General features: G+C 60.6%; 22 protein-coding genes. 10 read left to right on the top strand and 12 right to left on the bottom strand.

Translation table 11 applies throughout. The annotated features are described in order from the left end of the window. Positions 1–4: 4 nt before the first annotated feature. From dnaQ to ROSELON_RS18105, 5 genes are all read right to left on the bottom strand, one after another. A complete protein-coding gene (dnaQ, locus tag ROSELON_RS04995; RefSeq protein WP_025311331.1) occupies positions 5–703 on the bottom strand; it encodes a DNA polymerase III subunit epsilon in 699 nt (232 codons plus the stop codon). Next, positions 696–1,289 carry a dephospho-CoA kinase gene (gene coaE / locus ROSELON_RS04990; RefSeq protein WP_025311330.1) on the bottom strand — a complete coding sequence of 198 codons (594 nt, stop codon included), beginning with the start codon at positions 1,287–1,289 and terminating at the stop codon, positions 696–698. The genes dnaQ and coaE overlap by 8 nt, the downstream gene beginning before the upstream one ends. Next, a complete protein-coding gene (locus ROSELON_RS04985) occupies positions 1,286–2,122 on the bottom strand; it encodes a shikimate dehydrogenase (RefSeq protein WP_025311329.1) in 837 nt (278 codons plus the stop codon). Before ROSELON_RS04985 ends, coaE begins: the two co-directional genes overlap by 4 nt. Further along, a complete protein-coding gene (locus ROSELON_RS04980) occupies positions 2,122–2,715 on the bottom strand; it encodes a Maf family protein (protein ID WP_025311328.1) in 594 nt (197 codons plus the stop codon). Before ROSELON_RS04980 ends, ROSELON_RS04985 begins: the two co-directional genes overlap by 1 nt. Before the next feature lie 150 nt (positions 2,716–2,865). Next, positions 2,866–3,015, bottom strand: a complete 150-nt coding sequence (locus tag ROSELON_RS18105; RefSeq protein WP_156945817.1) for a hypothetical protein — start codon at positions 3,013–3,015, stop codon at positions 2,866–2,868. Between the two features lie 254 nt (positions 3,016–3,269). On the opposite strand from ROSELON_RS18105, the gene rho reads away from it, so the two are divergent. The 6 genes from rho to ROSELON_RS04950 are packed head-to-tail and all read left to right on the top strand — an operon-like array spanning position 3,270 to position 10,053. Continuing rightward, a complete protein-coding gene (gene rho / locus ROSELON_RS04975; protein ID WP_025311327.1) occupies positions 3,270–4,541 on the top strand; it encodes a transcription termination factor Rho in 1,272 nt (423 codons plus the stop codon). A gap of 15 nt (positions 4,542–4,556) precedes the next feature. Beyond that, positions 4,557–5,840: a tRNA uridine-5-carboxymethylaminomethyl(34) synthesis GTPase MnmE gene (gene mnmE / locus ROSELON_RS04970; protein WP_025311326.1), complete on the top strand. Its 1,284-nt coding sequence runs from the start codon at positions 4,557–4,559 to the stop codon at positions 5,838–5,840. 2 nt (positions 5,841–5,842) lie between these two features. Beyond that, positions 5,843–7,717, top strand: coding sequence for a tRNA uridine-5-carboxymethylaminomethyl(34) synthesis enzyme MnmG (gene mnmG / locus ROSELON_RS04965; protein WP_025311325.1), 1,875 nt, complete (start codon positions 5,843–5,845; stop codon positions 7,715–7,717). Further along, a complete protein-coding gene (gene rsmG / locus ROSELON_RS04960) occupies positions 7,714–8,340 on the top strand; it encodes a 16S rRNA (guanine(527)-N(7))-methyltransferase RsmG (RefSeq protein WP_025311324.1) in 627 nt (208 codons plus the stop codon). The genes mnmG and rsmG overlap by 4 nt, the downstream gene beginning before the upstream one ends. Then, positions 8,333–9,133 carry a ParA family protein gene (locus ROSELON_RS04955; protein WP_038650204.1) on the top strand — a complete coding sequence of 267 codons (801 nt, stop codon included), beginning with the start codon at positions 8,333–8,335 and terminating at the stop codon, positions 9,131–9,133. Before rsmG ends, ROSELON_RS04955 begins: the two co-directional genes overlap by 8 nt. Then, positions 9,133–10,053, top strand: coding sequence for a ParB/RepB/Spo0J family partition protein (locus tag ROSELON_RS04950; RefSeq protein ID WP_025311322.1), 921 nt, complete (start codon positions 9,133–9,135; stop codon positions 10,051–10,053). The genes ROSELON_RS04955 and ROSELON_RS04950 overlap by 1 nt, the downstream gene beginning before the upstream one ends. On the opposite strand, the gene hemW is transcribed toward ROSELON_RS04950, so the two are convergent. From hemW to rph, 3 genes are read right to left on the bottom strand one after another with little or no spacing between them, the layout of a single operon-like run. Continuing rightward, on the bottom strand, positions 10,054–11,214 hold the full coding sequence (gene hemW, locus ROSELON_RS04945; protein WP_025311321.1) for a radical SAM family heme chaperone HemW: 1,161 nt from the start codon (positions 11,212–11,214) through the stop codon (positions 10,054–10,056). After that, a complete protein-coding gene (gene rdgB / locus ROSELON_RS04940; RefSeq protein WP_025311320.1) occupies positions 11,201–11,812 on the bottom strand; it encodes an RdgB/HAM1 family non-canonical purine NTP pyrophosphatase in 612 nt (203 codons plus the stop codon). The genes hemW and rdgB overlap by 14 nt, the downstream gene beginning before the upstream one ends. After that, positions 11,812–12,525, bottom strand: a complete 714-nt coding sequence (rph, locus tag ROSELON_RS04935; protein WP_025311319.1) for a ribonuclease PH — start codon at positions 12,523–12,525, stop codon at positions 11,812–11,814. Before rph ends, rdgB begins: the two co-directional genes overlap by 1 nt. 103 nt (positions 12,526–12,628) lie before the next feature. Between rph and hrcA the strand changes: the two genes are divergently transcribed. Together hrcA and ROSELON_RS04925 are read left to right on the top strand one after the other, a co-directional pair. Continuing rightward, positions 12,629–13,693, top strand: a complete 1,065-nt coding sequence (gene hrcA / locus ROSELON_RS04930) for a heat-inducible transcriptional repressor HrcA (RefSeq protein ID WP_025311318.1) — start codon at positions 12,629–12,631, stop codon at positions 13,691–13,693. Between the two features lie 9 nt (positions 13,694–13,702). Then, positions 13,703–14,260, top strand: a complete 558-nt coding sequence (locus ROSELON_RS04925; protein ID WP_025311317.1) for a nucleotide exchange factor GrpE — start codon at positions 13,703–13,705, stop codon at positions 14,258–14,260. A 4-nt stretch (positions 14,261–14,264) separates the two neighbouring features. On the opposite strand, the gene mutS is transcribed toward ROSELON_RS04925, so the two are convergent. Further along, on the bottom strand, positions 14,265–16,904 hold the full coding sequence (gene mutS, locus ROSELON_RS04920; RefSeq protein ID WP_025311316.1) for a DNA mismatch repair protein MutS: 2,640 nt from the start codon (positions 16,902–16,904) through the stop codon (positions 14,265–14,267). A gap of 127 nt (positions 16,905–17,031) precedes the next feature. Here mutS and ROSELON_RS04915 point away from each other — a divergent pair, with 127 nt between their 5' ends. Next, positions 17,032–19,299 (top strand): NADP-dependent malic enzyme, encoded by a 2,268-nt coding sequence (locus ROSELON_RS04915; protein ID WP_025311315.1) that lies wholly within the window; start codon positions 17,032–17,034, stop codon positions 19,297–19,299. A 49-nt stretch (positions 19,300–19,348) separates the two neighbouring features. Here the strand turns inward: ROSELON_RS04915 and dnaJ are convergent, their stop codons facing one another. Both dnaJ and dnaK read right to left on the bottom strand, forming a co-directional pair. After that, positions 19,349–20,515 (bottom strand): molecular chaperone DnaJ, encoded by a 1,167-nt coding sequence (dnaJ, locus tag ROSELON_RS04910; RefSeq protein WP_025311314.1) that lies wholly within the window; start codon positions 20,513–20,515, stop codon positions 19,349–19,351. 80 nt (positions 20,516–20,595) lie between these two features. Next, the gene (gene dnaK, locus ROSELON_RS04905; RefSeq protein ID WP_025311313.1) at positions 20,596–22,512 is read right to left on the bottom strand and encodes a molecular chaperone DnaK; all 1,917 of its coding nucleotides are present in this window, start codon (positions 22,510–22,512) and stop codon (positions 20,596–20,598) included. 184 nt (positions 22,513–22,696) lie between these two features. Between dnaK and ROSELON_RS04900 the strand changes: the two genes are divergently transcribed. Continuing rightward, the gene (locus ROSELON_RS04900) at positions 22,697–23,299 is read left to right on the top strand and encodes an alpha-ketoglutarate-dependent dioxygenase AlkB family protein (protein WP_025311312.1); all 603 of its coding nucleotides are present in this window, start codon (positions 22,697–22,699) and stop codon (positions 23,297–23,299) included. Here ROSELON_RS04900 and ROSELON_RS04895 read toward each other — a convergent pair. Next, a complete protein-coding gene (locus ROSELON_RS04895; RefSeq protein WP_025311311.1) occupies positions 23,296–24,117 on the bottom strand; it encodes an ABC transporter permease in 822 nt (273 codons plus the stop codon). The two genes, ROSELON_RS04900 and ROSELON_RS04895, sit on opposite strands and share 4 nt — an antisense overlap. Positions 24,118–24,188: the final 71 nt, after the last annotated feature.

Raw genomic sequence — 24,188 nt, 5'->3', positions numbered from 1 at the left:
GACCTCAGGCGAAGCGGTTCCAGACAGCCGCTTCGCCCATTTCGCCCACGAATTCCTCATGTGCCGCGCGTTCGGCATCCGTCAGGCGCGCTGGCAAAGGTGCTGGGCGTGGTCGGGGACGCCATGTTTCGTCCACAGCGCTGGAGGTGCGTCGGCTTTCACGGGGTGCAAGGGCGAAATCCGGCTGTTTGCCGCCGGTCAGTTCGAGATAGACCTCGGCCAGGATCTCGGAGTCGAGCAGGGCACCGTGCTTTTCACGTTTGGAATTATCGATGCCAAAACGCCGGCACAGCGCATCCAGCGACGCGGGCGACCCCGGAAACCGCTTGCGCGCGATCATCAACGTATCAAGTGCCTGATCAGACGGCAGGGTTGGCATACCGCACCATTCAAGTTCGGCATTCAGGAAGCGCATGTCAAAACTGGCATTATGAATGACCAATCGGGCGTCGGTCACGAAATCGCGAAACGCCTGCGCGATGGACTGGAACACGGGCTTGTCCGCCAGAAAATCATCGCCGATGCCATGCACCTCGAAGGCTTCGGTGGGCATGTTGCGTTCCGGGTTGATGTACTGATGGTACGTCCGACCCGTCGGCACCTGGTTCCACAGCTCGACGGCGCCGATTTCGACGATCCGATGCCGTGGGGTGTCGAACGGATCAAGGCCGGTTGTCTCGGTATCCAGTACGATTTCACGCATGAGCAGAGCCTGTAAGCTTTGACACGAGTTCTTTCACGGTCTCGCGTGTTTGTTCAAGACTGTCGGTCCGAATGATATGATCCGCACGCGCCCGTTTCACTTCATCGGCAATCTGGCGTGCCTTGATCGTTTCAAACTGGTCTTCGGTCATGGTCCTTCGGTCGAGTACACGTTGGCGTTGCGTCTCGGCGTCGGTGGTCACGACGGCCACGGCATCCACAAGGCTTTCGCCGCCCGTCTCGAACAGAAGCGGGATATCAAGCACCACAATCGGGGCTTTGGCATGATCGCGGAGAAACGCCTTGCGATGTCCGGCCACAAGGGGATGCACCACCTTTTCCAGCTGATCGAGCAACTCCGGGTTTTCCGCCAGCGCCGCCTTGAGCCGATCGCGATCAATTCCTTCATGCACTTTTGCCGAGGGCGCGAGGTCGGCCACCGGCCCGACAGCGGCACCCCCGGGCGCGTACAGTGCATGTACCGCTGCGTCTGCATCCCAAACGGGAATGCCGAGATCGGCAAACATGCGCGCCGTGGTGCTTTTGCCCATCCCGATCGAGCCGGTCAGCCCCAAAACGAAACTCATTGAGCGAGAACCGCCTGGCGCAGATCGTCGTCAACCATCGGGGTGTAATTGAACCAACGCTCAAATCCCGGCACGGCCTGATGCAGCAACATCCCCAATCCGTCGACCGTTTCACAGCCGCGGGCGGCCGCATCCTCGAGCAATTGTGTCCGCAATGGCGCATAAACGATATCGGTCACGACCGTGGGCGGTGTCAGCCGCGACAGATCGACAGACAGGGGCGGCTGCCCGGTCATGCCCAGCGATGTCGTATTCACGATCAAGGCGGCATCTGCGACACGATCGGGGATCGCCGTCCAATCGACTGGCGAGACACGAGCACCGAACTGATCGCGCAAGGCGTCTGCGCGCGCCCGGGTTCGGTTGGCGACGTGAACGACGGGCGCGCCATCGGACAACAGCGCCCAGACGATGGCCTTGGCGGCACCGCCGCTCCCCAGCACCAAGGCCGGGCCGACCGAGGCCGTCCAGCCCGGCAGGCTTTGCTTGATGCTGGCAAGAAAGCCCAAACCATCGGTGTTATCGGCCTGGATCGCGCCGTTCGATTGAAAGGTGAGGGTGTTGGCCGCCCCGATCAGTGCGGCCCGATCGGTTACGTTATCGGCCAGCGACAACACATGTTCTTTGTGGGGGAGCGTGACGTTCACGCCGGCAAAGCCCATTTTCGGCAAGGTGCGCAACACCTCGGCCAAGTCGGCCTGGTTGACGTGCAAAGGAACATAGTGACCGGGCAGACCGTAGCGCGATAGCCAATGTCCATGCAGGCGGGGCGACAGGCTATGTGCGACGGGGTCACCGATCACACCGGCCAGCCGGAGGGCAGGGCGCGACATCAGGACATCCAACCTTTCAAACGCAGAAACGAGAGCAGCTCCAACAGTGGCAATCCAAGCACGGTGAACCAATCGCCGTCTATACGAGAGAACAGACGCGCCCCTATTTTTTCAACCTGATACGCCCCCACACAATAGGATACATCCGGCCAGGCTAGATCCAGATATCGGTCGATCTCGGAGTCGGTCAGGGCATGCATGGTCAACCGGGTTTCGCCGACATGGCGCCAGATTGGTGTGCCATCCTCATAAAGAACGGCGGACGATAACAAGTGATGTTGCTTGCCGGCCAGACGGCGCAGTTGATCGACCGCATCATCGCGGGTCATCGGTTTGCCTGGAAGGTCGCCTTCGATCGCAAGAATTTGATCACAGCCAAGAACGCGGGGCGATCCGAACTTTTCAAAGGCCTTGCGTGCTTTGAACTCTGCCAATGCATCCGCCACATCGCGCGGCAAGGCACCCTCTGCCTGAAGAGACAGGCGCAAGGCCTCTTCGTCGATTCGCACGGGTTTGACCTCGATGCGCAGACCGGCGTTTTCCAACAGGCTGCGCCGGATCGGAGAGCTGGAGGCGAGGGTCAGATGCGTCATGCCGCGTGATTTCCTGTGGGTCGACTTGTTGAGATCTGGACGAGGAAGCGCTTGGCCGAAAGTGAGCCAAGTGCCGGGTGACATGCTTTGTGCGTAACCCGCCACATCTTTCCGTCCTTACCCCCGACTTGTCCCCGTGGACATAGATGTTCATGTGAGCGGTGCAAAATCCCGCAACGGCGGCGTGACCGAGATCATATCCACAGGTAGTTCCACCAGTTTTTCCATTACAAGTGATTGAAAATAAAATACTTTCTGTCTTTTCACTGATGTCGCAACAACTTCATCCCACAAAGTCATGGTCAGGACAATCCTGTTGAAAAAGAACCAAAAACAGTGCTGTCCCGTTTGCTAACGCGACTACTACACCCCCAACTTTTAAAATTTCTTTTCATATTTATTGGAAGGTCACGGTCGAGAAGCCAGAATTGACAATCGGTCGTTCGCAGCCTAGCAGGGAGACAAGGCCATCGTCCGATGGCGGTAACCCCATGACAGTGCCATCACCCATGCCAAGCGTATTTGGCATAGATGATGATGATCGGTGACCAGCGATGAGCAACAACACCCTGCGTCTTGCAGACCTGAAGGCCAAATCCCCCAAAGACCTGTTGTCGATGGCCGAGGAATTGGAGATCGAAAACGCCTCGACCATGCGCAAGGGCGACATGATGTTCGAGATCCTGCGCGAGCGGGCCGATGAAGGCTGGGAAATCGCCGGTGACGGCGTTCTCGAGGTTTTGCAGGATGGGTTCGGTTTCCTTCGCAGCCCCGAGGCGAACTATCTCCCCGGTCCCGACGATATTTACGTGTCGCCGGACATGATCCGTCAACATAGCCTGCGTACGGGCGACACGGTCGAAGGCGTCATCGCCGCGCCGCGCGAGAACGAACGCTATTTCGCGCTGACGAATGTGTCGAAGATCAATTTCGAAGACCCGGTCAAGGCCAAGCACAAGATCGCTTTCGACAACCTTACGCCGCTATATCCCAACGATCGCCTGAAGATGGAGATCGAAGATCCGACGATCAAGGATCGCTCGGCTCGGATCATTGACCTGGTTTCACCGATAGGTAAAGGCCAGCGTGCCCTGATTGTCGCGCCACCGCGTACGGGCAAAACGGTGTTGCTTCAGAACATCGCCCATTCTATCGAGACGAACCACCCCGAGTGTTACCTGATCGTCCTTTTGATCGATGAACGCCCAGAAGAGGTCACGGACATGCAGCGTTCGGTGAAGGGAGAGGTCATTTCCTCGACCTTTGACGAACCGGCAACGCGGCACGTCGCGGTCTCGGATATGGTCATCGAAAAGGCCAAGCGCCTGGTAGAACACAAGCGCGATGTCGTCATTCTGCTGGACTCGATCACGCGTCTTGGTCGGGCCTTCAACACAGTGGTGCCATCGTCCGGCAAGGTTTTGACCGGCGGCGTCGATGCTAATGCGCTCCAGCGGCCCAAGCGGTTCTTTGGTGCCGCGCGCAACATCGAAGAAGGTGGCTCGCTAACCATTATTGCGACCGCGCTCATCGATACGGGTAGCCGAATGGATGAGGTCATTTTCGAAGAATTCAAAGGTACCGGTAACTCTGAGATCGTCCTCGATCGTAAAGTTGCCGACAAACGCGTTTACCCGGCGATGGACATCCTGAAATCCGGTACCCGCAAAGAGGATCTGCTGGTCGAGAAGGGTGATCTGCAAAAGACCTTTGTTCTGCGTCGGATCCTGAACCCGATGGGCACGACCGACGCGATCGAGTTCCTGCTGTCCAAGCTCAAGCAGACCAAAACGAATTCGGAATTCTTCGACTCGATGAATACCTGATCGGAAGACATGGCCATGAGCACCATCTTTGCCCTGGCCACGGCGCGGGGAAAGGCGGGCGTGGCTGTGATCCGGGTGTCGGGGCCGCAGGCGTTTGGGGTTGCGGATCGCCTGGTTTCCACCCTGCCGGATTCCGGTCGGTTTGGGTTGAGGAAGATACGGTCTACGGCCGGGGAAATCCTCGACGACGCGTTGGTGCTGGTTTTCAGCGCACCCCACAGTTTTACCGGAGAAGATGTCGTGGAGTTTCACCTCCATGGCAGTCGTGCGGTCATCAATGCCGTGGAGTCAGCTATTCTGAATACGGGCCTCGCCCGACCTGCAGAGGCCGGAGAATTCACGCGGCGGGCTTTGATGAACGATCGGCTGGATCTGGCGCAAGTCGAGGGACTGTCGGATCTGATCGAAGCCGAAACTGAAGCGCAGCGGCAACAGGCGATGCGTCTTTACGAGGGCGGATTGCAAGAGACGTCAGAGATCTGGCGAAGGGACCTGATCCGCGCGGCCGGGTTGATCGAGGCGACGATTGATTTCGCGGATGAAGATGTTCCCGTTGATGTCGCCCCAGAAGTTCTGGATTTGCTGGAGCGGACACGTTCGACAATTCGACGCGAGATCGAGGGCTCGCGCATTGGCGAGCGGATACGGGAAGGCTTCGAGGTGGCAATCCTCGGTGCGCCGAACGCGGGAAAATCCACCTTGCTCAACCGGATCGCAAAGCGCGATGTCGCGATAACCTCCGAGATTGCGGGGACGACGCGTGATGTCATCGAGGTGCGCGTCGATCTTGGCGGATTGCCGGTGGTGTTCCTGGATACGGCGGGGCTGCGAGAGACCGAGGACCAGATCGAGAAAATCGGAGTCGCGCGAGCCAGGGAGCGCGCAAAAGCCGCGGATCTCAGGGTACTTTTGCTGTCGGACGATGAGGCGGATGGTAGCGACGTGATGTGCCAAGGGGATATCGCTGTGCGATCCAAAGGGGATCTGCGGGATGGCGATGGGATATCGGGGTTGACCGGGCAGGGGGTGGATGCCCTGTTGTCAAGTATCACGGCGGTATTATCGGAACGGGCGGACAAGGTTGCAACGGCCACGACGGCGCGCCATCGGCATGCGTTGCAGCAGGCGGAAACGGAGCTGGACGTTGCAGAACAGTTGTTGGTCGCAGAGGCGGGGTTGCCCGAATTTGCGGCAGAACATTTGAGGTCGGCGGTGACAGCGCTTGACTCGTTGATCGGTCGTGTCGATGTAGAAACCGTTCTGGGCGAGATCTTCGCAAACTTCTGTATCGGAAAGTAGGAGTGTTTCACGTGAAACATACCGACTTCGACGTCATCGTGATTGGCGGCGGCCATGCGGGGGCAGAGGCCGCCCATGTCGCTGCACGCGCCGGGGCACGCACGGCTCTCGTGACGCTCACACGGGATGGGATCGGTGTGATGTCGTGCAACCCGGCAATAGGCGGGTTGGGTAAAGGCCATTTGGTTCGAGAAATCGATGCCCTAGGGGGGATCATGGGCTTGGCCGCTGACCGGTCAGGCATTCAATTTCGTCTGCTAAATCGGCGGAAGGGCCCCGCCGTCCGCGGACCGCGGACGCAATCGGACCGCAAGCTGTATCGGCAAGCCATTCATGCGTTGATGGACGATCAGGCTGGGCTCAGCGTGATCGAGGGCGAAGTTTCAGATCTGATCGTTACCGACGAAGAAATCGGAGGTGTCGTGCTTTCCGATGGGTCCGAAATCACAGCGCTATCAGTGGTTCTGACCACGGGCACATTCCTGCGCGGCGTTATTCATATCGGCGATCAGAGAACGGCCGGCGGGCGGATGGGTGACAAGCCGTCGATCAAACTTGCGCAACGCCTTGACGACATGAGCCTCCCGTTGGGTCGTCTGAAAACCGGCACGCCGCCAAGGTTGCGGAAAAGCTCGATCAATTGGGATGATCTTGATCTGCAGCCGGCCGATGATGACCCGTTCCTTTTCTCGTTTTTATCGCACGAGCCATCGGTTCCTCAGATCGCATGCGGAATCACGCATACGAACGAAAGAACCCACGACATCATCCGCGCCAACCTTGACCTATCTGCCATGTATGGCGGGCATATCGAAGGCGTCGGGCCACGCTATTGCCCCTCGATCGAGGATAAGGTGGTCAGGTTTGCCGACAAATCTTCGCATCAAATCTTCCTCGAGCCTGAGGGACTGGATAGCGATGTGATTTATCCTAACGGGATTTCGACCTCGCTGCCACAAGACATCCAGGTCGGCTATGTTCGATCCATCGCCGGTTTGGAGAAGGCCGAGATCCTGCAGCCCGGATACGCCATTGAATACGATTATGTCGATCCACGTTCGCTCGACGTCCATCTGCAACTCAAGGCGCTGCCCGGTCTGTACCTCGCAGGTCAGATCAACGGAACGACCGGGTATGAGGAAGCCGCGGCGCAGGGCTTGTTGGCCGGCCTGAATGCCGCGAAGCGTGCCCAGGGAAAAGAGCCAGTTTCCTTTGCACGAGACGAGGGGTATATCGGCGTGCTTGTTGATGACCTTGTGACCCGAGGGGTGTCCGAGCCCTATCGGATGTTCACCTCACGAGCCGAGTATCGGTTGTCGCTCCGCGCTGATAATGCAGATCAACGCCTGACGCCCCGCGCGATCGCACTTGGGATTGTGGACGAAACGCGGCAGTCCATCTTCGAGGCGAAGATGGAGCGTCTGGAGCATGGTCGGACACTCCTCGAATCCGTGTCCATTTCTCCGCGCGACGCGACTGCGATTGGCCTCAAGATTAATCAGGATGGGCAGCGGCGTAACGGATTCCAGATGCTGGCCATACCGGATGTAGGTTTTGACGCACTGACGCAATTGGCGCCGGAGGTTCAGAACCTCGATAGTGACACCAAGGATCAGTTGGCCATCGAGGCGCTGTACGCCACTTATGTGGCTCGGCAGCAACGCGATGCCGAGGCGCTAAGGCGCGATGAAAACCTGATGATTCCGGATGGATTCGCATATGGCGATTTGACAGGGCTCTCAAACGAGTTGCGGGGCAAGTTGTCGCAGATACGGCCGAGAACACTGGGGCAAGCAGGCCGGATCGACGGGATGACGCCTGCTGCCTTGGCTTTGATCTTGACCAAGCTACGACAGAGCGAACGGAAATCGGCATGACCGAGGACGCGGCGCGCGCGCGGCTTTTTTCAGGTGTTTCACGTGAAACATCGGAGAAGTTGATCGCTTATCACACCGCTTTGCTAAAATGGCAAAAGGCGATCAATCTGATATCCCCGTCCACACTCGGCACCGCGTGGGAGCGTCATTTCCTCGACTCAGCGCAGGTGTTCGAAGCGGCCACCAAAACCGAAGGGAAGTGGCTGGATCTCGGCAGCGGGGGTGGTTTCCCCGGTATGGTGTGCGCCATCCTCGCGTCGGAGAAGGCGCCGCAGCTTTCCTTCACATTCATCGAGAGCGACATTCGCAAATGCAGTTTCCTGAGAGAGGTCGGCCGGCAAGTCGGGGCTTCTGTCAATGTGCTAAGCCGCCGGATTGAGGACGCTCCGCCGCAGAGGGCCGATGTGATCTCGGCCCGCGCACTGGTCAATCTTGATCAATTATTGGGCTATGCGCATCGGCATCTCGCACCAGACGGGGAATGCCTGTTTCAAAAGGGTGCAGCCTATCGCGAAGAACTTGCGTCCGCTCAGGCCAACTGGCAGACGGATGCCGACTGCATCCCCTCGACGACGGCCGCAGATGCCGCCATCCTGCGTATAGGAAATATCTCGCATGTCTGACGCTCAGGCCCCCAGGATCCTGGCCATCACCAATCAAAAGGGTGGCGTGGGAAAAACCACAACCGCCATCAATCTTGGTGCCGCCCTAAGCCGGATCGGAAAGACCGTCCTGATTGTCGATATCGACCCGCAAGGGAACGCGTCCACCGGGTTGGGGATCGAACCGTCCGCACGTGATCTGACGACCTACGATTTGCTGCTCGATGACGCCCCCTTGGCCCAAGTGATCCAAAAGACCGAGATCTTGGGGATGTCCATCGCGCCGGCGACCACGGACCTCAGCTCAACGGATGTCGAGTTGGTGTCGCAAGGCAACCGCGTATTCCTGTTGAAAGAGGCGCTGAACGGACCGACCGCCGCTGCGTTCGATTATGTCCTGATCGATTGCCCGCCTTCTCTCAGCTTGTTGACGGTGAACGCTTTGGTTGCCAGCGACGCCGTTCTGGTCCCGCTCCAGTCTGAATTCTTCGCGCTCGAGGGGCTGTCGCAACTCATGCTGACGGTCCGAGAGGTCCGGGAAACCGCAAATCCCGGCCTGCGGATCGAGGGCATTGTTCTGACGATGTACGATTTGCGCAACAACCTGTCGCGACAGGTCGAGGCCGATGCCCGCGAAAACTTGGGCGAATTGGTGTTTCAAACCCGTATACCTCGCAATGTTCGCGTGTCCGAGGCCCCGTCTTACGCGATGTCGGTGATCGATTACGATCCGGCGTCAAAAGGTAGCCAAGCCTATATGGCACTGGCTGAGGAATTGCTGGCGCGGGCAAGTGTCGAGAAGGAGCAGGCGTGATGGCGCAGAAAAGAGATCGTAAAGGTCTGGGCCGTGGGCTGTCGGCCCTGATGGCCGATATTCAGCCCGAGGAAAGCGAACGCGCTGCAGTACCTTCAGAGGTCGAAACGACCAGCCCGCGCAGGGCTGATCAGCTTGTTCCGATCGAACGCATTTTCGCCAACCCGGATCAGCCACGCCGCGCCTTCTCGGATGAGGCTCTCGATGAACTCGCCGCATCGATTCGCGAAAAAGGTGTCATCCAACCCCTCATTTTGCGGGTCGATCCCGCCGACTCGGGCCGATATCAGATCGTCGCGGGCGAGCGTCGCTGGCGGGCGGCGCAACGGGCGCAACTGCACGAGTTGCCCGCCATCATTCGCGATTTCACCGATACGGAAGTATTGGAGGTCGCGATCATCGAAAACATCCAGCGCGCCGATCTGAATGCCGTCGAAGAGGCGCAAGGTTATCGGCAACTGATGGATCGCTTCGGTCACACGCAGGACCAACTGGCCACGGCCATGGGCAAGAGCCGTAGCCACATCGCCAACCTGATGCGCCTTCTCCAGTTGCCTGACGAGGTTCAGGATATGCTGCGCGATGGCCGGCTGTCTGCCGGTCATGCCCGAGCGCTGATCACGACGGAAAACCCGGTCGAGTTGGCTCGGAAAGCGGTGGCCAAGGGATTGTCGGTACGCGAGGTCGAAAAACTGGCCAGGAAACCGGCACAGGGCGGCCCGTCGAAACGTTCTGCCAAAGGTCAGTCGTCGAAAGACGCCGACACGCGCGCTCTTGAGGGCGATTTAAGCGCGGCACTGGGCATGAAAGTGTCCATCTCGCATGACGAGGCCAAAGGAACGGGGAATATATCGATCAATTACAAAGACTTGGGAGAGCTGGACGACCTGATGCGCCTGTTGTCGGCGCAGGTGACCTGATCAGATCAGCAGATCACGAAGGATCGCATTCAAGACAGGCCGGCCCGCCGCCGTCGTGCGAAGCATGCCATTCTCGACCGCCACCAGCCCAAGACCTTGCAAATGGTCGATCCGATCCGGGGCTAAATTGGTCCCGCTGATGCAGCGGAGTCGGTCCAGCTCGACGCCATCACGCAGGCGCAAACCCATCATGATATATTCGACCCCATGATCCTCAGGCGATAAAGCCTGTCTCAGGGTTTCGCCAGTCCCGGCGCGTTCGACCGCGCCAATCCACGCCATGGGCGCCAGTGGCGTTTCGGTGGCATAGCGTGTGCCATCAAGCGTCAAGCGGCCATGCGCGCCTGGTCCAATGCCGGCCCAATCCCCCGATCTCCAATAGATCAGGTTGTGTTGCGATTGCGCGAGGTCCCCCGCATGATTTGAGATCTCGTACGCCGGCAAACCCGCCTTGTCACAGAGCTCTTGCGTGACCTCGTACATGTCGGCGGCAAGGTCATCCTCGGGCAAACCGGCCAGACCGCCCCGCGCCTGGCGATCTGCAAAGGCAGTGCCAACCTCGATTGTCAGCTGGTAGAGCGACAGATGGTCGATCGCCATCGACAGTGCTTCGCCAAGTTCGGCGGACCAGTCGGTCAGGCTTTGGTGTTGTCGCGCATAGATCAGATCGAAACTGACGCGGTCGAACACGGACCGCGCGATATCGTAGGCTGCCTTTGCCTCGGCCGCGGTATGTAAGCGTCCAAGGCCGCGCAGATCGGCGTCATTCAGCGCCTGAACGCCCATCGAAATACGGTTTACCCCCGCGTCGCGGTAGCCTTGAAAGCGTCCGGCCTCGACGGATGTGGGATTCGCCTCGAGCGTGATTTCGATGTCATTTGCGGTTGGCCACGCGCTACGTACCGTGTCCAACACTGCCGCAACGACCTCGGGCGCCATCAACGATGGGGTTCCGCCGCCGAAAAATACGCTGCGCAGAACGCGATCGGGCGTCTCTGATGCGACGCGCCGGATCTCGGAGACATAGGCGTTTGCCCATCGCGTCTGATCAATGTGCGAGACGACATGACTGTTGAAGTCGCAATACGGGCATTTGGCCTGACAGAAAGGCCAGTGGATATACAGGCCGAACCCAGCCGTTTCCCAGTCAGGTCGGCTCAAAGACCGTCACCAGTTTGCGGAACGCATCGGCCCTGTGGCTGATGCGGTTCTTTTCCCAGCGATCCATCTCCCCAAAGGTGATGTCGTACCCCTCGGGCTGAAAGATCGGGTCATACCCATGCCCCTGATCCCCCCGCATGGGCCAAACCACCTGTCCTTCCATGACACCGGGGAACACCTCGTCATGGCCATCAGGCCAGGCCAGAACCAGGGTACAACAGAACCGGGCCAGGCGTGGGCGAGGGGCATTTACCTTGTCCAATGCCTCGTTCGTTTTGCGCATGGCCATCTCGAAATCGCGCCCATTGGGTGTTTCGGCCCAATCGGCCGTGTACACACCGGGCGCGCCGCCAAGCGCGTCGATCTCGATTCCACTGTCATCGGCCAGCGCCGGCAGACCGGTCGCCTTGGCGGCGGCGTGGGCCTTGATACGGGCATTCTCGACAAAAGTCGTGCCAGTTTCCTCGGGTTCGGGCAGATCGTGATCCTTGGCCGATGACACGGTGATGCCGAAATCCGCCAAAAGATGCGCAATCTCCTCAAGCTTGCCGTGGTTATGCGTGGCGACCAGCAATTCCTTTCCCTGGAACCGGCGCATCAGGCAATGGCCGCTGTCTGTGTCGCAACCAGCTCGGCTACGCCTTTCTCGGCAAGGCTGAACATCTCTTCAAACTGCCCCCGGCTAAAGGCGGCCCCTTCGGCGCTGGCCTGAACCTCGATCATCGTCCGGTTGCCGGTCATCACGAAATTGCTGTCAGTGCCGGCCTCGGAGTCCTCGGCGTAGTCGAGGTCGAGCACCGCCTGCCCGGCATATATCCCGCAGGACACGGCCGCGATGTGATCGACGATGGGGTCGGTGATCAGATCACCGGATTTCAAAAGCTTGTTCACCGCAAGGCGCAGCGCCACCCAACCGCCGGTGATCGAGGCACAGCGCGTACCGCCATCGGCCTGGATCACATCGCAATCGACAGTGATCTGGCGTTCACCAAGTGCCTGCCGGTCGACACCGGCGCGCAACGCACGGCCGATCAGGCGCTGGATTTCCTGTGTCCGGCCCGATTGCTTTCCGGCCGCGGCCTCGCGTCGGCCCCGCGTGTGGGTTGCGCGAGGCAACATGCCGTATTCCGCCGTAACCCACCCCTGGCCCGAATTGCGCAGAAACGGCGGCACGCGTTCCTCGAGCGAGGCGCTGCACAGAACATGGGTATCCCCGCATCGGATCAGGCACGACCCCTCGGCATGGCGCATCACCCCCGTTTCGATGGAAATTGAACGCATTTCGTCTAGGTTTCGACCGGAAGGACGCATAGATATCTCCTGATTTTCCACTCGCGGGATAATCTGCCAACGATAGGCGGACAACCCCGAATGGCGACGCAGAGGAACGGATCTGGCAAGACAGAGACGGACGATGACGGACCAGAAAGACATTTTCGACGACCTGAACAACCGCTCGCGCGAGGTCTTTCGCCGGGTTGTCGAAGGATACCTTGAAACGGGTGCGCCGGTCGGGTCGCGGACCTTGACCCGCACCTTGTCGGAAACGGTCTCGGCCGCGACGGTGCGCAACGTGATGCAGGATCTCGAATATCTCGGTCTGCTGGGCAGCCCCCACGTTTCGGCTGGCCGTGTGCCGACGCAACTGGGCCTGCGGATGTTCGTCGACGGGTTTCTCGAAGTCGGCGACCTCAGCGCACAGGAAAAAGCATCCATCGACGGCACGCTCGGATCAAATGCCGCCGATGTGAACGGATTGCTCGATCGTGTGGGCTCGGCCCTGTCGATTGCGACCCAAGGGGCAAGCCTGGTTTTGTCGCCCAAGCACGAAGCGCCGATTCAGCATATCGAGTTCGTATCGCTGTCGCCCCAGCAGGCCTTGGTCGTGCTGGTTTTCTCCGATGGGCATGTCGAAAACCGGCTGTTCACGCCGCCCCTCGGAGCAACGCCCAGTTCCATGCGCGAAGCGGCCAATTTCCTGAATGCGCGCTTGGTGGGTCAGACGATCTCGTCGTTGCGCGCGCTGATGCAGGCCGAGGTTGAAACGCGAAAACGCGAAATCGACACGTTGGCAGACCACCTGATCGAGTCTGGTCTTGCGGTTTGGGAAAACGAGGGGGACCGCACCGAGCGTTTGATCGTCAGGGGCCGCTCGAACCTTTTGTCGGAGTCATCCGAGGCCGAGGACCTCGACCGCATCCGCCAGCTTTTCGACGATCTCGAGCGAAAACGCGACATCGCCGAGTTCCTCGAATTGACCGAGGGAGGCGACGGTGTGCGCATTTTCATCGGGTCGGAAAACAAGTTGTTTTCACTTTCGGGTTCCAGTCTCGTCGTGTCTCCTTATATGAACGCTGACCGAAAGATCGTGGGCGCGGTCGGTGTCATTGGACCGACCCGGCTCAACTATGGCCGCGTTGTCCCGATCGTGGATTACACAGCACAACTGGTCGGACGTCTGATTTCCGACCGGTCTTGAGAGGGTAAGATGGCAGAGCCGAAACAGGACCAGGTTGCAGAAGATCAAACCGCAGAGGACTTGACCGAAGGTCAGGACGAAGAGGTGTCCGCAGATCCGTACGTCGAGTTGGAGATCCTGCGCGCCGAACGTGACGAATTGCGCGACCGCATGTTGCGCGCCTTGGCGGATGCCGAAAACAGTCGAAAGCGCGCCGAACGCGACCGCCGCGAGGCCGAGCATTACGGCGGCTCGAAGCTCAGCCGCGATTTGCTGCCGGTCTATGACAACCTCAAGCGCGCGATCGAAGCGGCGAGCGAGGAAGAGCGCAACATCGCCGGTGGCGTCATCGAAGGGGTCGAGCTGACGATGCGCGAATTGCTCAACATCTTTGCGAAACACGGCGTGACGCCCGTGTCGCCCGAGGTTGGCGATACCTTCGACCCCCAGATGCACCAAGCCATGTTCGAGGCCCCCGTGCCCGACACCAAGGCCGGCGAGATCATTCAGGTGATGGCCGAGGGGTTCATGCTGCATGACCGCTTGTTGCGGCCGGCCCAGGTGGGTGTGTCGTCCAACCCCGGCTGATCGATCAGTCGCCCATCAGCGCCTTCAACTCGTAGACAAGGTCCAAGGCTTCGCGCGCGGTCATCTCGTCGGGATGCACCGCGCGAATGCGGTCTTCGATGGGCGAGGGGGCCGCCGCGCGCGCCACCGGGGCGGGCGCCACCGAAAAAAGCGGCAGATCATCGATCAAGGTCGATCTTTCGGGTCCTTCGCGCTCGCCTTTTTCCAATGCATCCAGCACGATCTGGGCGCGATCTATCACCGGTCCGGGCAATCCGGCCAGTTTTGCGACCTGCACGCCGTAGGATCGATCCGCCGCGCCCGGTCGCACCTCATGCAGGAAGATGACCTCGCCCTCCCACTCCTTGACGGCCACTGTGGCGTTGGACAGCCCGTCCAGTTTAGCAGCCAGGGCCGTCATCTCGTGGTAATGGGTGGCGAAGAGCGCGCGACACCGGTTCACCTCGTGCAGGTGCTCCAGCGTTGCCCAGGCAATCGACAGGCCGTCATAGGTGGCCGTGCCGCGCCCGATCTCGTCCAGGATGACAAGCGCCCGGTCATCGGCCTGGTTCAGGATGGACGCGGTTTCGACCATCTCCACCATGAAGGTCGACCGCCCCCGGGCCAGGTCATCGGATGCACCAACGCGGCTGAAAACCTGACTGACCAGGCCGATTTCGGCCTGATCGGCAGGCACGAAACTGCCCATTTGAGCCAGAATCACGATCAGCGCGTTCTGGCGCAGCCATGTCGATTTCCCCGCCATGTTCGGGCCGGTCAGCAAGGTGATCGCCGCGCCATCGGTTTGCGGTGTCAGCGTACAGTCATTGGCGACGAAGGCCTCGCCGCTGCGGGACAGGGCCGCCTCGACAACCGGATGACGGCCGCCGACAATGCGAAAGCTGCGGTCCTCACTCACCCTCGGGCAGGTCCAATCCCCTTCGATGGCGCGGCGGGCAAGGGCCGCGGCAAGGTCCAGTTCCGACAGGGCGCGGGCCGTGCCACCGATCCGGTCATGGCATTCCAGGATTGCCGCGCGCAGGGATTGGAACAGCGCACGCTCGATTTCCAGGGCGCGGTTGCCTGCGTTCAGGATACGTGTTTCCAGCTCGGACAGCTCGACCGTGGTGAACCGCACCGCATTCGCCGTCGTTTGCCGGTGTATGAAACGCTCTGACAGGGGGGGCGACAGCATCTTGTCCGCATGGGTCGCTGTCGTTTCAATGAAATAGCCCAAGACGTTGTTATGCTTGATCTTCAGCGAGGTGACCCCGGTGGCCTCGACATAATCCGCTTGCAGGCTGGCGATGACACCGCGGCCCTCATCGCGCAGCGTCCGCACCTCGTCCAACTCGGCACTGTAGCCCGCGGCGATCAGCCCGCCATCGCGCAGTTGAACCGGCGGTTCATCGACCAGGGCCGACGCCAGCATGGTGCAAAGCGCGTCATGACCTTCAAGGCCAAGGCGCGCCTCGGTCAGCAAAGCGGGCAATTCGATATCGCTCAGACGCCCGGCAAGCCGCGCCGCGCCGGCCAGGCCATCGCGAATAGCCGCCAGATCACGCGGCCCGCCACGGTCCAACGCCAACCGTGACAGCGCGCGATCAAGGTCCGGGATTTGCCGCATCAGGGCATCCTGATCGTCTCGAACCTGCGTATCAGACACGTAAAACGCCACGGCTTCGTGACGCGCCCGGATGGTTTCCAGCGATGTGGACGGCCCCGAAAGGCGACGTTCCAGCAACCGGCCGCCGCCCGCCGTCAATGTGCGGTCGAGAACGGCCAGCAAGCTGTTGGCCCGCCCGCCCGACAACGCGTGGGTCAGTTCCAGATTTCGGCGCGTTGCGGCGTCAATCTGCAGGATTCCGCCGCTGGCTTGCTGCCGCGGGGCCCGCAACAAGGGCAAGCTGCCCTTCTGTGTCAGATCGAGATAGTCGATCAGCGCGCCCATGGCCGACAGTTCGGCGCGCCCGAAGGTGCCGAACGCCTCGAGCGTCGTCACACCGAAAAGGCCGCACAGCCGCTTTTCCCCCGATTGAGAGTCGAAACTGCCCGGCGACAGCGGCGTGATTGCACAGCCCACCTCGCCGATCGCATCTTGCCGCCCAATCTCCATGCTGTCCTGCACCAGGATCTCGCGCGGGGCCAAACGCGCAAGTTCCGGGCCCAAGCGAACCGGCGGGCAGGGCAACACCCGAAAATCGCCCGTCGAGATATCGGCCCAGGCCAGAGCGCCTTCCCCGCGAACCTCGGCATAGGCCGCCAGGAAATTGTGACGCCGCGCCTCGAGAAGGCTGTCTTCGGTCAAGGTGCCGGGCGTGACGAGGCGCACAACCTCGCGACGTACCACGGCCTTTGATCCGCCACGCTTCTTCGCCTCGGCGGGGTCCTCCATCTGTTCGCAGATCGCCACGCGAAACCCTTTACGGATCAGGGTCAGAAGGTAGCTTTCGGCACTGTGCACAGGGACACCGCACATCGGGATGTCGGCGTCGTTATGCTTGCCACGCTTGGTCAACGCGATGTCCAATGCCTCGGCCGCGGCCACGGCGTCGTCAAAGAACATCTCGTAGAAATCCCCCATCCGGTAGAACAGCAGCGCATCGGAATGCTGCGCCTTGATCTCCAGATACTGCGCCATCATCGGCGTGACTTGTGCGGTCATGCCCTTCCCCCGTTTCGGCTGGGCGACCCTACGAAAGCCGGCGTCGGGATTGAAGCGGCAAAGCCGTCATTGTCGTGGCTTTTTGTGCCCGCTATGACGTGTCGAACCAGCAAGCACGGGGTAACGGATGGCCGAAAAAACGAGGATCACACGGGATGAGGCGCTGGCCTACCATCTGGATCCCACACCCGGGAAGATCGACGTTTCCGCCTCGACCCCAATGGCGACGCAACGCGACCTCAGCCTTGCCTATTCGCCCGGCGTCGCCGTGCCCTGCGAGGTGATCGCCCAGAACCCCGAAACCGCCTATGACTACACCACCAAGGGCAACATGGTCGCCGTGATCTCGAACGGGACGGCCGTTCTGGGGCTGGGCAATCTTGGGGCCTTGGCGTCGAAACCGGTGATGGAGGGCAAAGCGGTGCTGTTCAAACGCTTTGCCGACGTCAATGCCATCGATATCGAACTGGATACCGAGGACCCGGACGCATTCATCAAGGCGGTCGAGTTGATGGGCCCCAGTTTCGGCGGGATCAACCTCGAGGATATCAAGGCGCCCGAGTGCTTCATCATAGAGCAGACCTTGAAGGAGAAGATGGATATTCCCGTCTTCCACGACGATCAGCACGGTACGGCCGTGATCTGTGCCGCCGGGCTGATCAACGCTTTGCATATCTCCGGCAAGAAGATCGAGGATTGCCGGATCGTCCTGAACGGGGCCGGGGCCGCCGGGATCGCCTGTATCGAGTTGCTCAAGGCGATGGGCGCACGGCACGAGAATTGCATCGTCTGTGATACGAAGGGCGTGATCTATCAGGGCCGCACGGCCGGCATGAACCAGTGGAAATCGGCGCATGCCGTCGCCACCGACCTGCGCACGTTGCAAGAGGCGATGGAGGGGGCCGATGTGTTCCTGGGGGTGTCGGTGAAGGGTGCGGTGACCCAGGACATGGTGAAATCCATGGCCGACAACCCGGTCATCTTCGCCATGGCCAACCCCGACCCCGAGATCACCCCGGAAGAGGCTCATCAGGTTCGTATCGATGCCATCGTGGCCACTGGTCGGTCGGACTACCCCAACCAGGTGAACAACGTTCTGGGCTTTCCGTATCTGTTTCGGGGGGCGCTCGATATTCATGCACGCGCCATCAATGACGAGATGAAGATCGCCTGCGCCGAGGCCCTTGCCGCCCTGGCGCGCGAGGATGTACCCGACGAGGTCGCAATCGCCTATGGCCGCAAGCTCAGCTTTGGACGCGACTACATTATCCCCACGCCGTTCGATCCGCGCCTGATCTACACCGTTCCGCCGGCCGTGGCCCGCGCCGGGATGGATACAGGCGTGTCGCGGCGTCCGATCGTCGATCTCGATGGGTATGCCGACAAGTTGCGCGCCCGCATGGATCCGACCAGTTCGATCCTGCAGGGCATTTATGCCCGTGCCCGGAACGCGCAGGCCCGCATGATCTTTGCTGAAGGGGACGAGGTGCGCGTGTTGCGTGCCGCCGTCGCCTATCAGCGAAACGGCTTGGGCAAGGCGCTGGTCGTGGGGCGCGAAGCCGACGTCAAGGAAAAGCTCGAGACCGCCGGCCTTGCGGATGCGGTGCGTGAGCTCGAGGTCGTGAATGCCGCCAATACGCAGCATCTCGAAAGCTACAAATCCTTTCTGTACCAACGGTTGCAGCGAAAAGGGTTCGATCGGCACGACATCCATAAACTCGCCGCGCGGGATCGACATGTCTTTGCCTCCCTGATGCTGGCACACGGCCATGGCGACGCCTTGGTGACCGGCGCCACGCGCAAATCGGCACATGTGCTGGAACTGATCGGCAAGGTGTTCGATGCCAGCGCCTCCGACGGCGCCGTCGGGATCACGGCCCTGTTGCACAAGGGTAAGATCGTTCTCGTCGGGGACACGCTGGTGAACGAGTGGCCCGACGACAATGACTTGGCCCTTATCGCCGAGCGTGGTGCCCATGTGGCCCGTGAGCTGGGGCTGGACCCGCGTGTTGCGTTCGTCAGTTTTTCGACATTCGGGTATCCGGTCAGCGAACGGGCCGACAAGATGCACCGCGCCCCGGCCGTTCTGGACGAGCGCGGGGTCGATTTCGAATATGATGGCGAAATGACCGTGGATGTGGCGCTGAATCCGGCCGTGATGGCGCAATATCCGTTCTGCCGTCTGTCCGGCCCGGCCAATGTTCTGGTCGTTCCGGCGCGCCACTCCGCCAGCATCAGCGTCAAACTCATGCAGGAAATGGCAGGGGCGACCGTGATCGGGCCGATCCTGACGGGGTTGCAGCACCCGGTTCAGATTGCTTCGACCGTTTCGACGGCGAATGACATCCTGAACATGGCGGTGATGGCCGCTTGTGAAATCGGGCGTAACTCGTGACCAAAAAAAGGGCCCCGTTAGGGGGCCCTTTTCATCCTGCCGGAAAGCTTCAGCTGGCGAGATCGTCCCAGAATTTCTTGACCTTGTCGAAAAAGCCCGAGGCGTTGGGGTTGTTCGACTTGGAAAAACTGTCCTCGAACTGGCGCAGCAGGTCCTTTTGATCGCTGGTCAGTTTCACCGGGGTCTCGACGGCCAATTCGATATACATGTCGCCCTGACCGGGCCCCCGCAGCGCCGGCATACCCTTGCCGCGCAGGCGCATCTGACGGCCGGACTGGCTGCCTTCGGGCACCTTGACCCGGGTCCGACCGCCTTCGATCGTGGGCACCTCGACCTCGCCACCCAGGGCGGCGGTCACCATCGACACGGGCACCCGGCAGAACAGATCCATACTGTCGCGCTGGAAAAGCGAATGATCCGCAACCTCGATGAAGATGTAGAGATCGCCGGCAGGTCCGCCGCGCAACCCGGCCTCGCCCTCGCCTGACAGGCGGATGCGCGTGCCGGTTTCGACACCGGCCGGGATGTTCACGTTCAGCGCGCGATCCTTTTGCACGCGACCGGCACCGCCGCAGGAACTGCAGGGGTTCTTGACGATCTGCCCCACGCCGGAACAGGTCGGACAGGTGCGTTCAACCGTGAAAAAGCCCTGCTGCGCGCGCACCTTGCCCATCCCGGAACAGGTGGGACAGGTGACAGGTTCCGACCCGCCCTCGGACCCTGTGCCGTTGCAGGCAGAGCAGGCCACCGAACTGGGCACGGTTATCTGCTTTTGCAGGCCCGAATACGCATCTTCGAGATTGATCCGCAGGTTATAGCGCAAGTCCGAGCCACGGGTCGCGCGGCTTTGGCGGGCGCCGCCGGCGCCGCGTTGACCGCCCATGAAATCGCCGAACAGATCCTCGAAGACATCGGAAAAGGCACTGGCGAAATCCCCTTGGCCGGGCCCGCCACCATAGCCGCCTGCGCGCGGCCCGCCCGCCATGCCGCCGTCAAAGGCCGCATGACCGAACCGATCATAGGCGGCTTTCTTTTCCGCATCCTTCAGAACGTCATAGGCCTCGTTCACTTCCTTGAACTGTGCCTCGGCATCGGGGTTGTCCGAGTTGCGGTCGGGGTGAAGCTCTTTCGCCTTCTTGCGATAGCCCTTCTTGATCTCATCGGCCGATGCGCCCCGCGCAACGCCCAATACCTCGTAATAGTCGCGTTTTGACATGGGTTTTCCGTTTCCTCCGGAAATGCGTGGGCCGGTACGGTCTTTTCCGCACCGGCCCCGGCAAAGGTCACATCACGCGATCACGACCGCTTCTTGTCGTCGTCGAGATCCTCGAAATCGGCATCGACGATATCGTCGTCCACGGGGCGTGCGGCGTCGTCATCCTCGGCTTCTTTGGCCTCGGATTCCTCCATCTGCGCCTTGTAGATCGCCTCGCCCAGCTTCATCGAAGCTTCGGTGACGTTCTGGATGCCGCCCTTGATCTTGCTGGCTTCGCCGCTTTCGAGCTGCTCCTTGAGGTTCTTGATGGCCAGTTCGATCGCCTCGACCGTGGTCGGATCGACCTTGTCGCCATGCTCTTCCAGCGACTTTTCGGTCGAATGGATCAGGCTTTCGGCCTGGTTCGTCGTCTCGACCAGTTCCTTGCGCTCCTTGTCGGCCTCGGCGTTTTCCTCGGCCTCGCGCACCATGCGGTCGATATCATCGTCCGACAGACCGCCCGACGCCTGGATCGTGATCTTCTGTTCCTTGCCGGTACCTTTGTCCTTGGCCCCGACCGACACGATGCCGTTGGCGTCGATGTCGAAGGTCACCTCGATCTGCGGCACGCCACGCGGGGCGGGCGGGATGCTTTCAAGGTTGAATTGACCCAACATCTTGTTGTCTGCGGCCATTTCGCGCTCGCCCTGGAAGACCCGGATGGTCACGGCGTTCTGATTGTCTTCAGCGGTCGAGAAGATCTGCGCCTTCTTGGTCGGGATCGTCGTGTTGCGATCGATCAGTCGGGTAAAGACACCACCCAGCGTCTCGATCCCCAGCGACAACGGCGTCACGTCCAGCAGAACCACGTCCTTGACATCACCCTGCAGCACGCCGGCCTGAATGGCGGCGCCCATGGCGACGACCTCGTCGGGGTTCACACCCTTGTGCGGTTCCTTGCCGAAGAAGTTGGTCACCTCCTCGATCACCTTGGGCATGCGGGTCATGCCGCCGACCAGCACAACTTCGTCGATGTCGCCCTTGGACAGGCCCGCATCTTTCAGGGCGGCCTGGCACGGTTTGATCGACTGCTTGATCAGGTCGTTCACCAGGCTTTCCAGCTTGGCGCGGGTCAGCTTCATCACCATGTGCAGCGGCTGACCATTGGCGCCCATCGAGATGAAGGGCTGGTTGATTTCGGTCTGGCTGGCGCTGGACAGCTCGATCTTGGCCTTTTCGGCAGCTTCCTTGAGGCGCTGCAGGGCCATCTTGTCCTGCTTGAGATCAACGGAATGCTCTTTCTTGAACTCGTCGGCCAGGTAGTTGACGATCCGCATGTCGAAGTCTTCACCACCGAGGAACGTATCCCCGTTGGTCGACTTCACCTCGAACAGGCCATCGTCGATTTCCAGGATCGTGATGTCGAAGGTCCCGCCGCCAAGGTCGTAAACGGCGATGGTCTTCGTGTCTTTCTTGTCGAGCCCATAGGCCAGTGCGGCGGCCGTCGGCTCGTTGATGATCCGCAGAACCTCGAGACCCGCGATCTTGCCGGCATCCTTGGTCGCCTGGCGCTGTGCGTCGTTGAAATAGGCGGGAACGGTGATGACCGCCTGCGTCACTTCCTCGCCAAGATAGGCCTCGGCGGTTTCCTTCATCTTGGTCAGGATCTGCGCCGAGATCTGCGAGGGGCTGTATTTCTCGCCCTTCACCTCGACCCAAGCATCGCCATTGCCGCCATCGACGATCTTGTACGGCACAAGATCCTTGTCCTTTTCAACCTCGGCATCGCCCAGGCGGCGGCCGATCAGGCGCTTGACGGCGAAGATCGTGTTTTCAGGGTTGGTAACCGCCTGGCGCTTGGCCGGCTGACCAACGAGGCGTTCGTCATCCGTATAGGCCACGATCGAGGGGGTGGTGCGGGCACCTTCGGCGTTCTCGATCACGCGCGGCTGGCTGCCGTCCATGATCGCAACGCACGAGTTCGTGGTGCCGAGGTCGATACCAATTACTTTGGCCATGGCTGTCTGGTCCCTTTCTTCAAGCGAACTGGCGGGGCGGGTCCGATTGCGGCCCCCGTTCCGCAACTCACGGTTTGGATATATCCGGCACGGGTTGCACGCCGCGCCGGTTTCCGAGGGTATATAAGAAGGGGTCCATACCCCTGCAAGCGTTCGCGACACGAGGAAAGGACAACACCCGCAGATGACCGAGATCACGGTGAATGGTGTCCGGGTCCTGCCCGGTTTTCTGGATGAGGGCGAACAACGTGCCCTTGTCGAGGACCTGAGGGCCGTTGTCGCGGCCGCGCCGTTGTTTCACCCGGTCACGGCCAGAGGCAAGTCCATGTCGGTGCGCCTGACTTCGGCTGGTGATTACGGTTGGGTGTCGGACCGCCGAGGCTATCGCTATGAAGCACGGCATCCGCAGGGGATGCCCTGGCCGCCGATCCCGGAACGTGCGCTGCGCGTCTGGCATCAAGTATCCGGCGTGGGCCGGGCACCTCAGTGTTGCCTGGTCAATTTCTACTCGGATACCGCACGCATGGGGATGCATCAGGACCGCGACGAGGCGGATTTCGACATGCCGGTGGTGTCGATTTCCCTGGGGGACGAGGCGCTGTTTCGCGTCGGCGGCGTCGTGCGGGGTGGGCCCACGAAATCCGTCTGGCTGCGGTCCGGCGACGTGGCCATCTTGTCGGGAGAGGCGCGCCTGGCCTTTCACGGGATCGATCGCGTCAAGGCCGGCAGTTCGACACTTTTGCCCAAGAGGGGCCGGATCAACCTGACCATGCGGGTCGTCGATTAGCGCTTGGCGTCCCAGCTGGCCGAGGCGTGCTTGCGGGTGTAGAAATCACCCAGCATTCCCAGAAAGATCAATCCGATCGTCACGTAGAACGCATACTGCCAGTTGGTGTTGTGTGGGAAGTAGTTCACAAAGGTGTACCCGCGCGCCTGGTCGATGATGTGGAACAGCGGGTTCCAATCGAACATGTTGATCATGAAACCCGGCAACATGTTGGCCACGAACATCTTGCCTGACGCGATCATGTTGGCGCGGATATAGACCATCTGCGCGATGTTCACGAAATCCGGCGCCCACGGTTTCAGCGCCAGGAAAACAAGCCCCACGGCGCAGCCCGACCCCCAGGCCAACAGATACATCATCAACGCGCCGGACCAATTGTGGATCTCGACGGGTTCCATCAGGACGTGGATCACGAACAGGATGACCAGGAGGCTGATCATCTTGACGTACAGCGTCGACAGCGCCGCAGACAGAATGGCCACAAGCGTGTTCATCGGCGCATGCTGCATCATGGACGAGGTTGGCCCCTCGGCCTTGAGGATCTGGCTTACGGCCTGGATGTGTGTCAGGTACAGAAAGATCCCCGTCAGCAGATACAGGGTGAAGTTGCCCCGGATCGCGGCGGTGCGCGTGCCCATCAGGTTGAACATGAAATAGAACGCGGCGATGAACATCAGGCTCTGCAGCAGGCTCAACCCGATGGCCAGAAGCGCATTGCCATGGGTCTGGCGCACCTTGCGCACCGAGGCATGGTACGTGACTTCGAGGAAGTTGAAGACCAGCGCCCGTGTCGATGTCGGTTTCGCGGTTTGAAACATGCCGCCCGTCCTGTACCCAGCCAGAGCCAACTGTGTGACGTCTCAATATGTCGATTATAAGGCTCTGCGCG

The sequence above is a fragment of the Roseibacterium elongatum DSM 19469 genome (genome assembly GCF_000590925.1).
Classification (GTDB): domain Bacteria; phylum Pseudomonadota; class Alphaproteobacteria; order Rhodobacterales; family Rhodobacteraceae; genus Roseibacterium; species Roseibacterium elongatum.
Note: the sequence above shows the minus strand (reverse complement) of the source record. Positions and strands in the feature narration are given on the sequence as shown.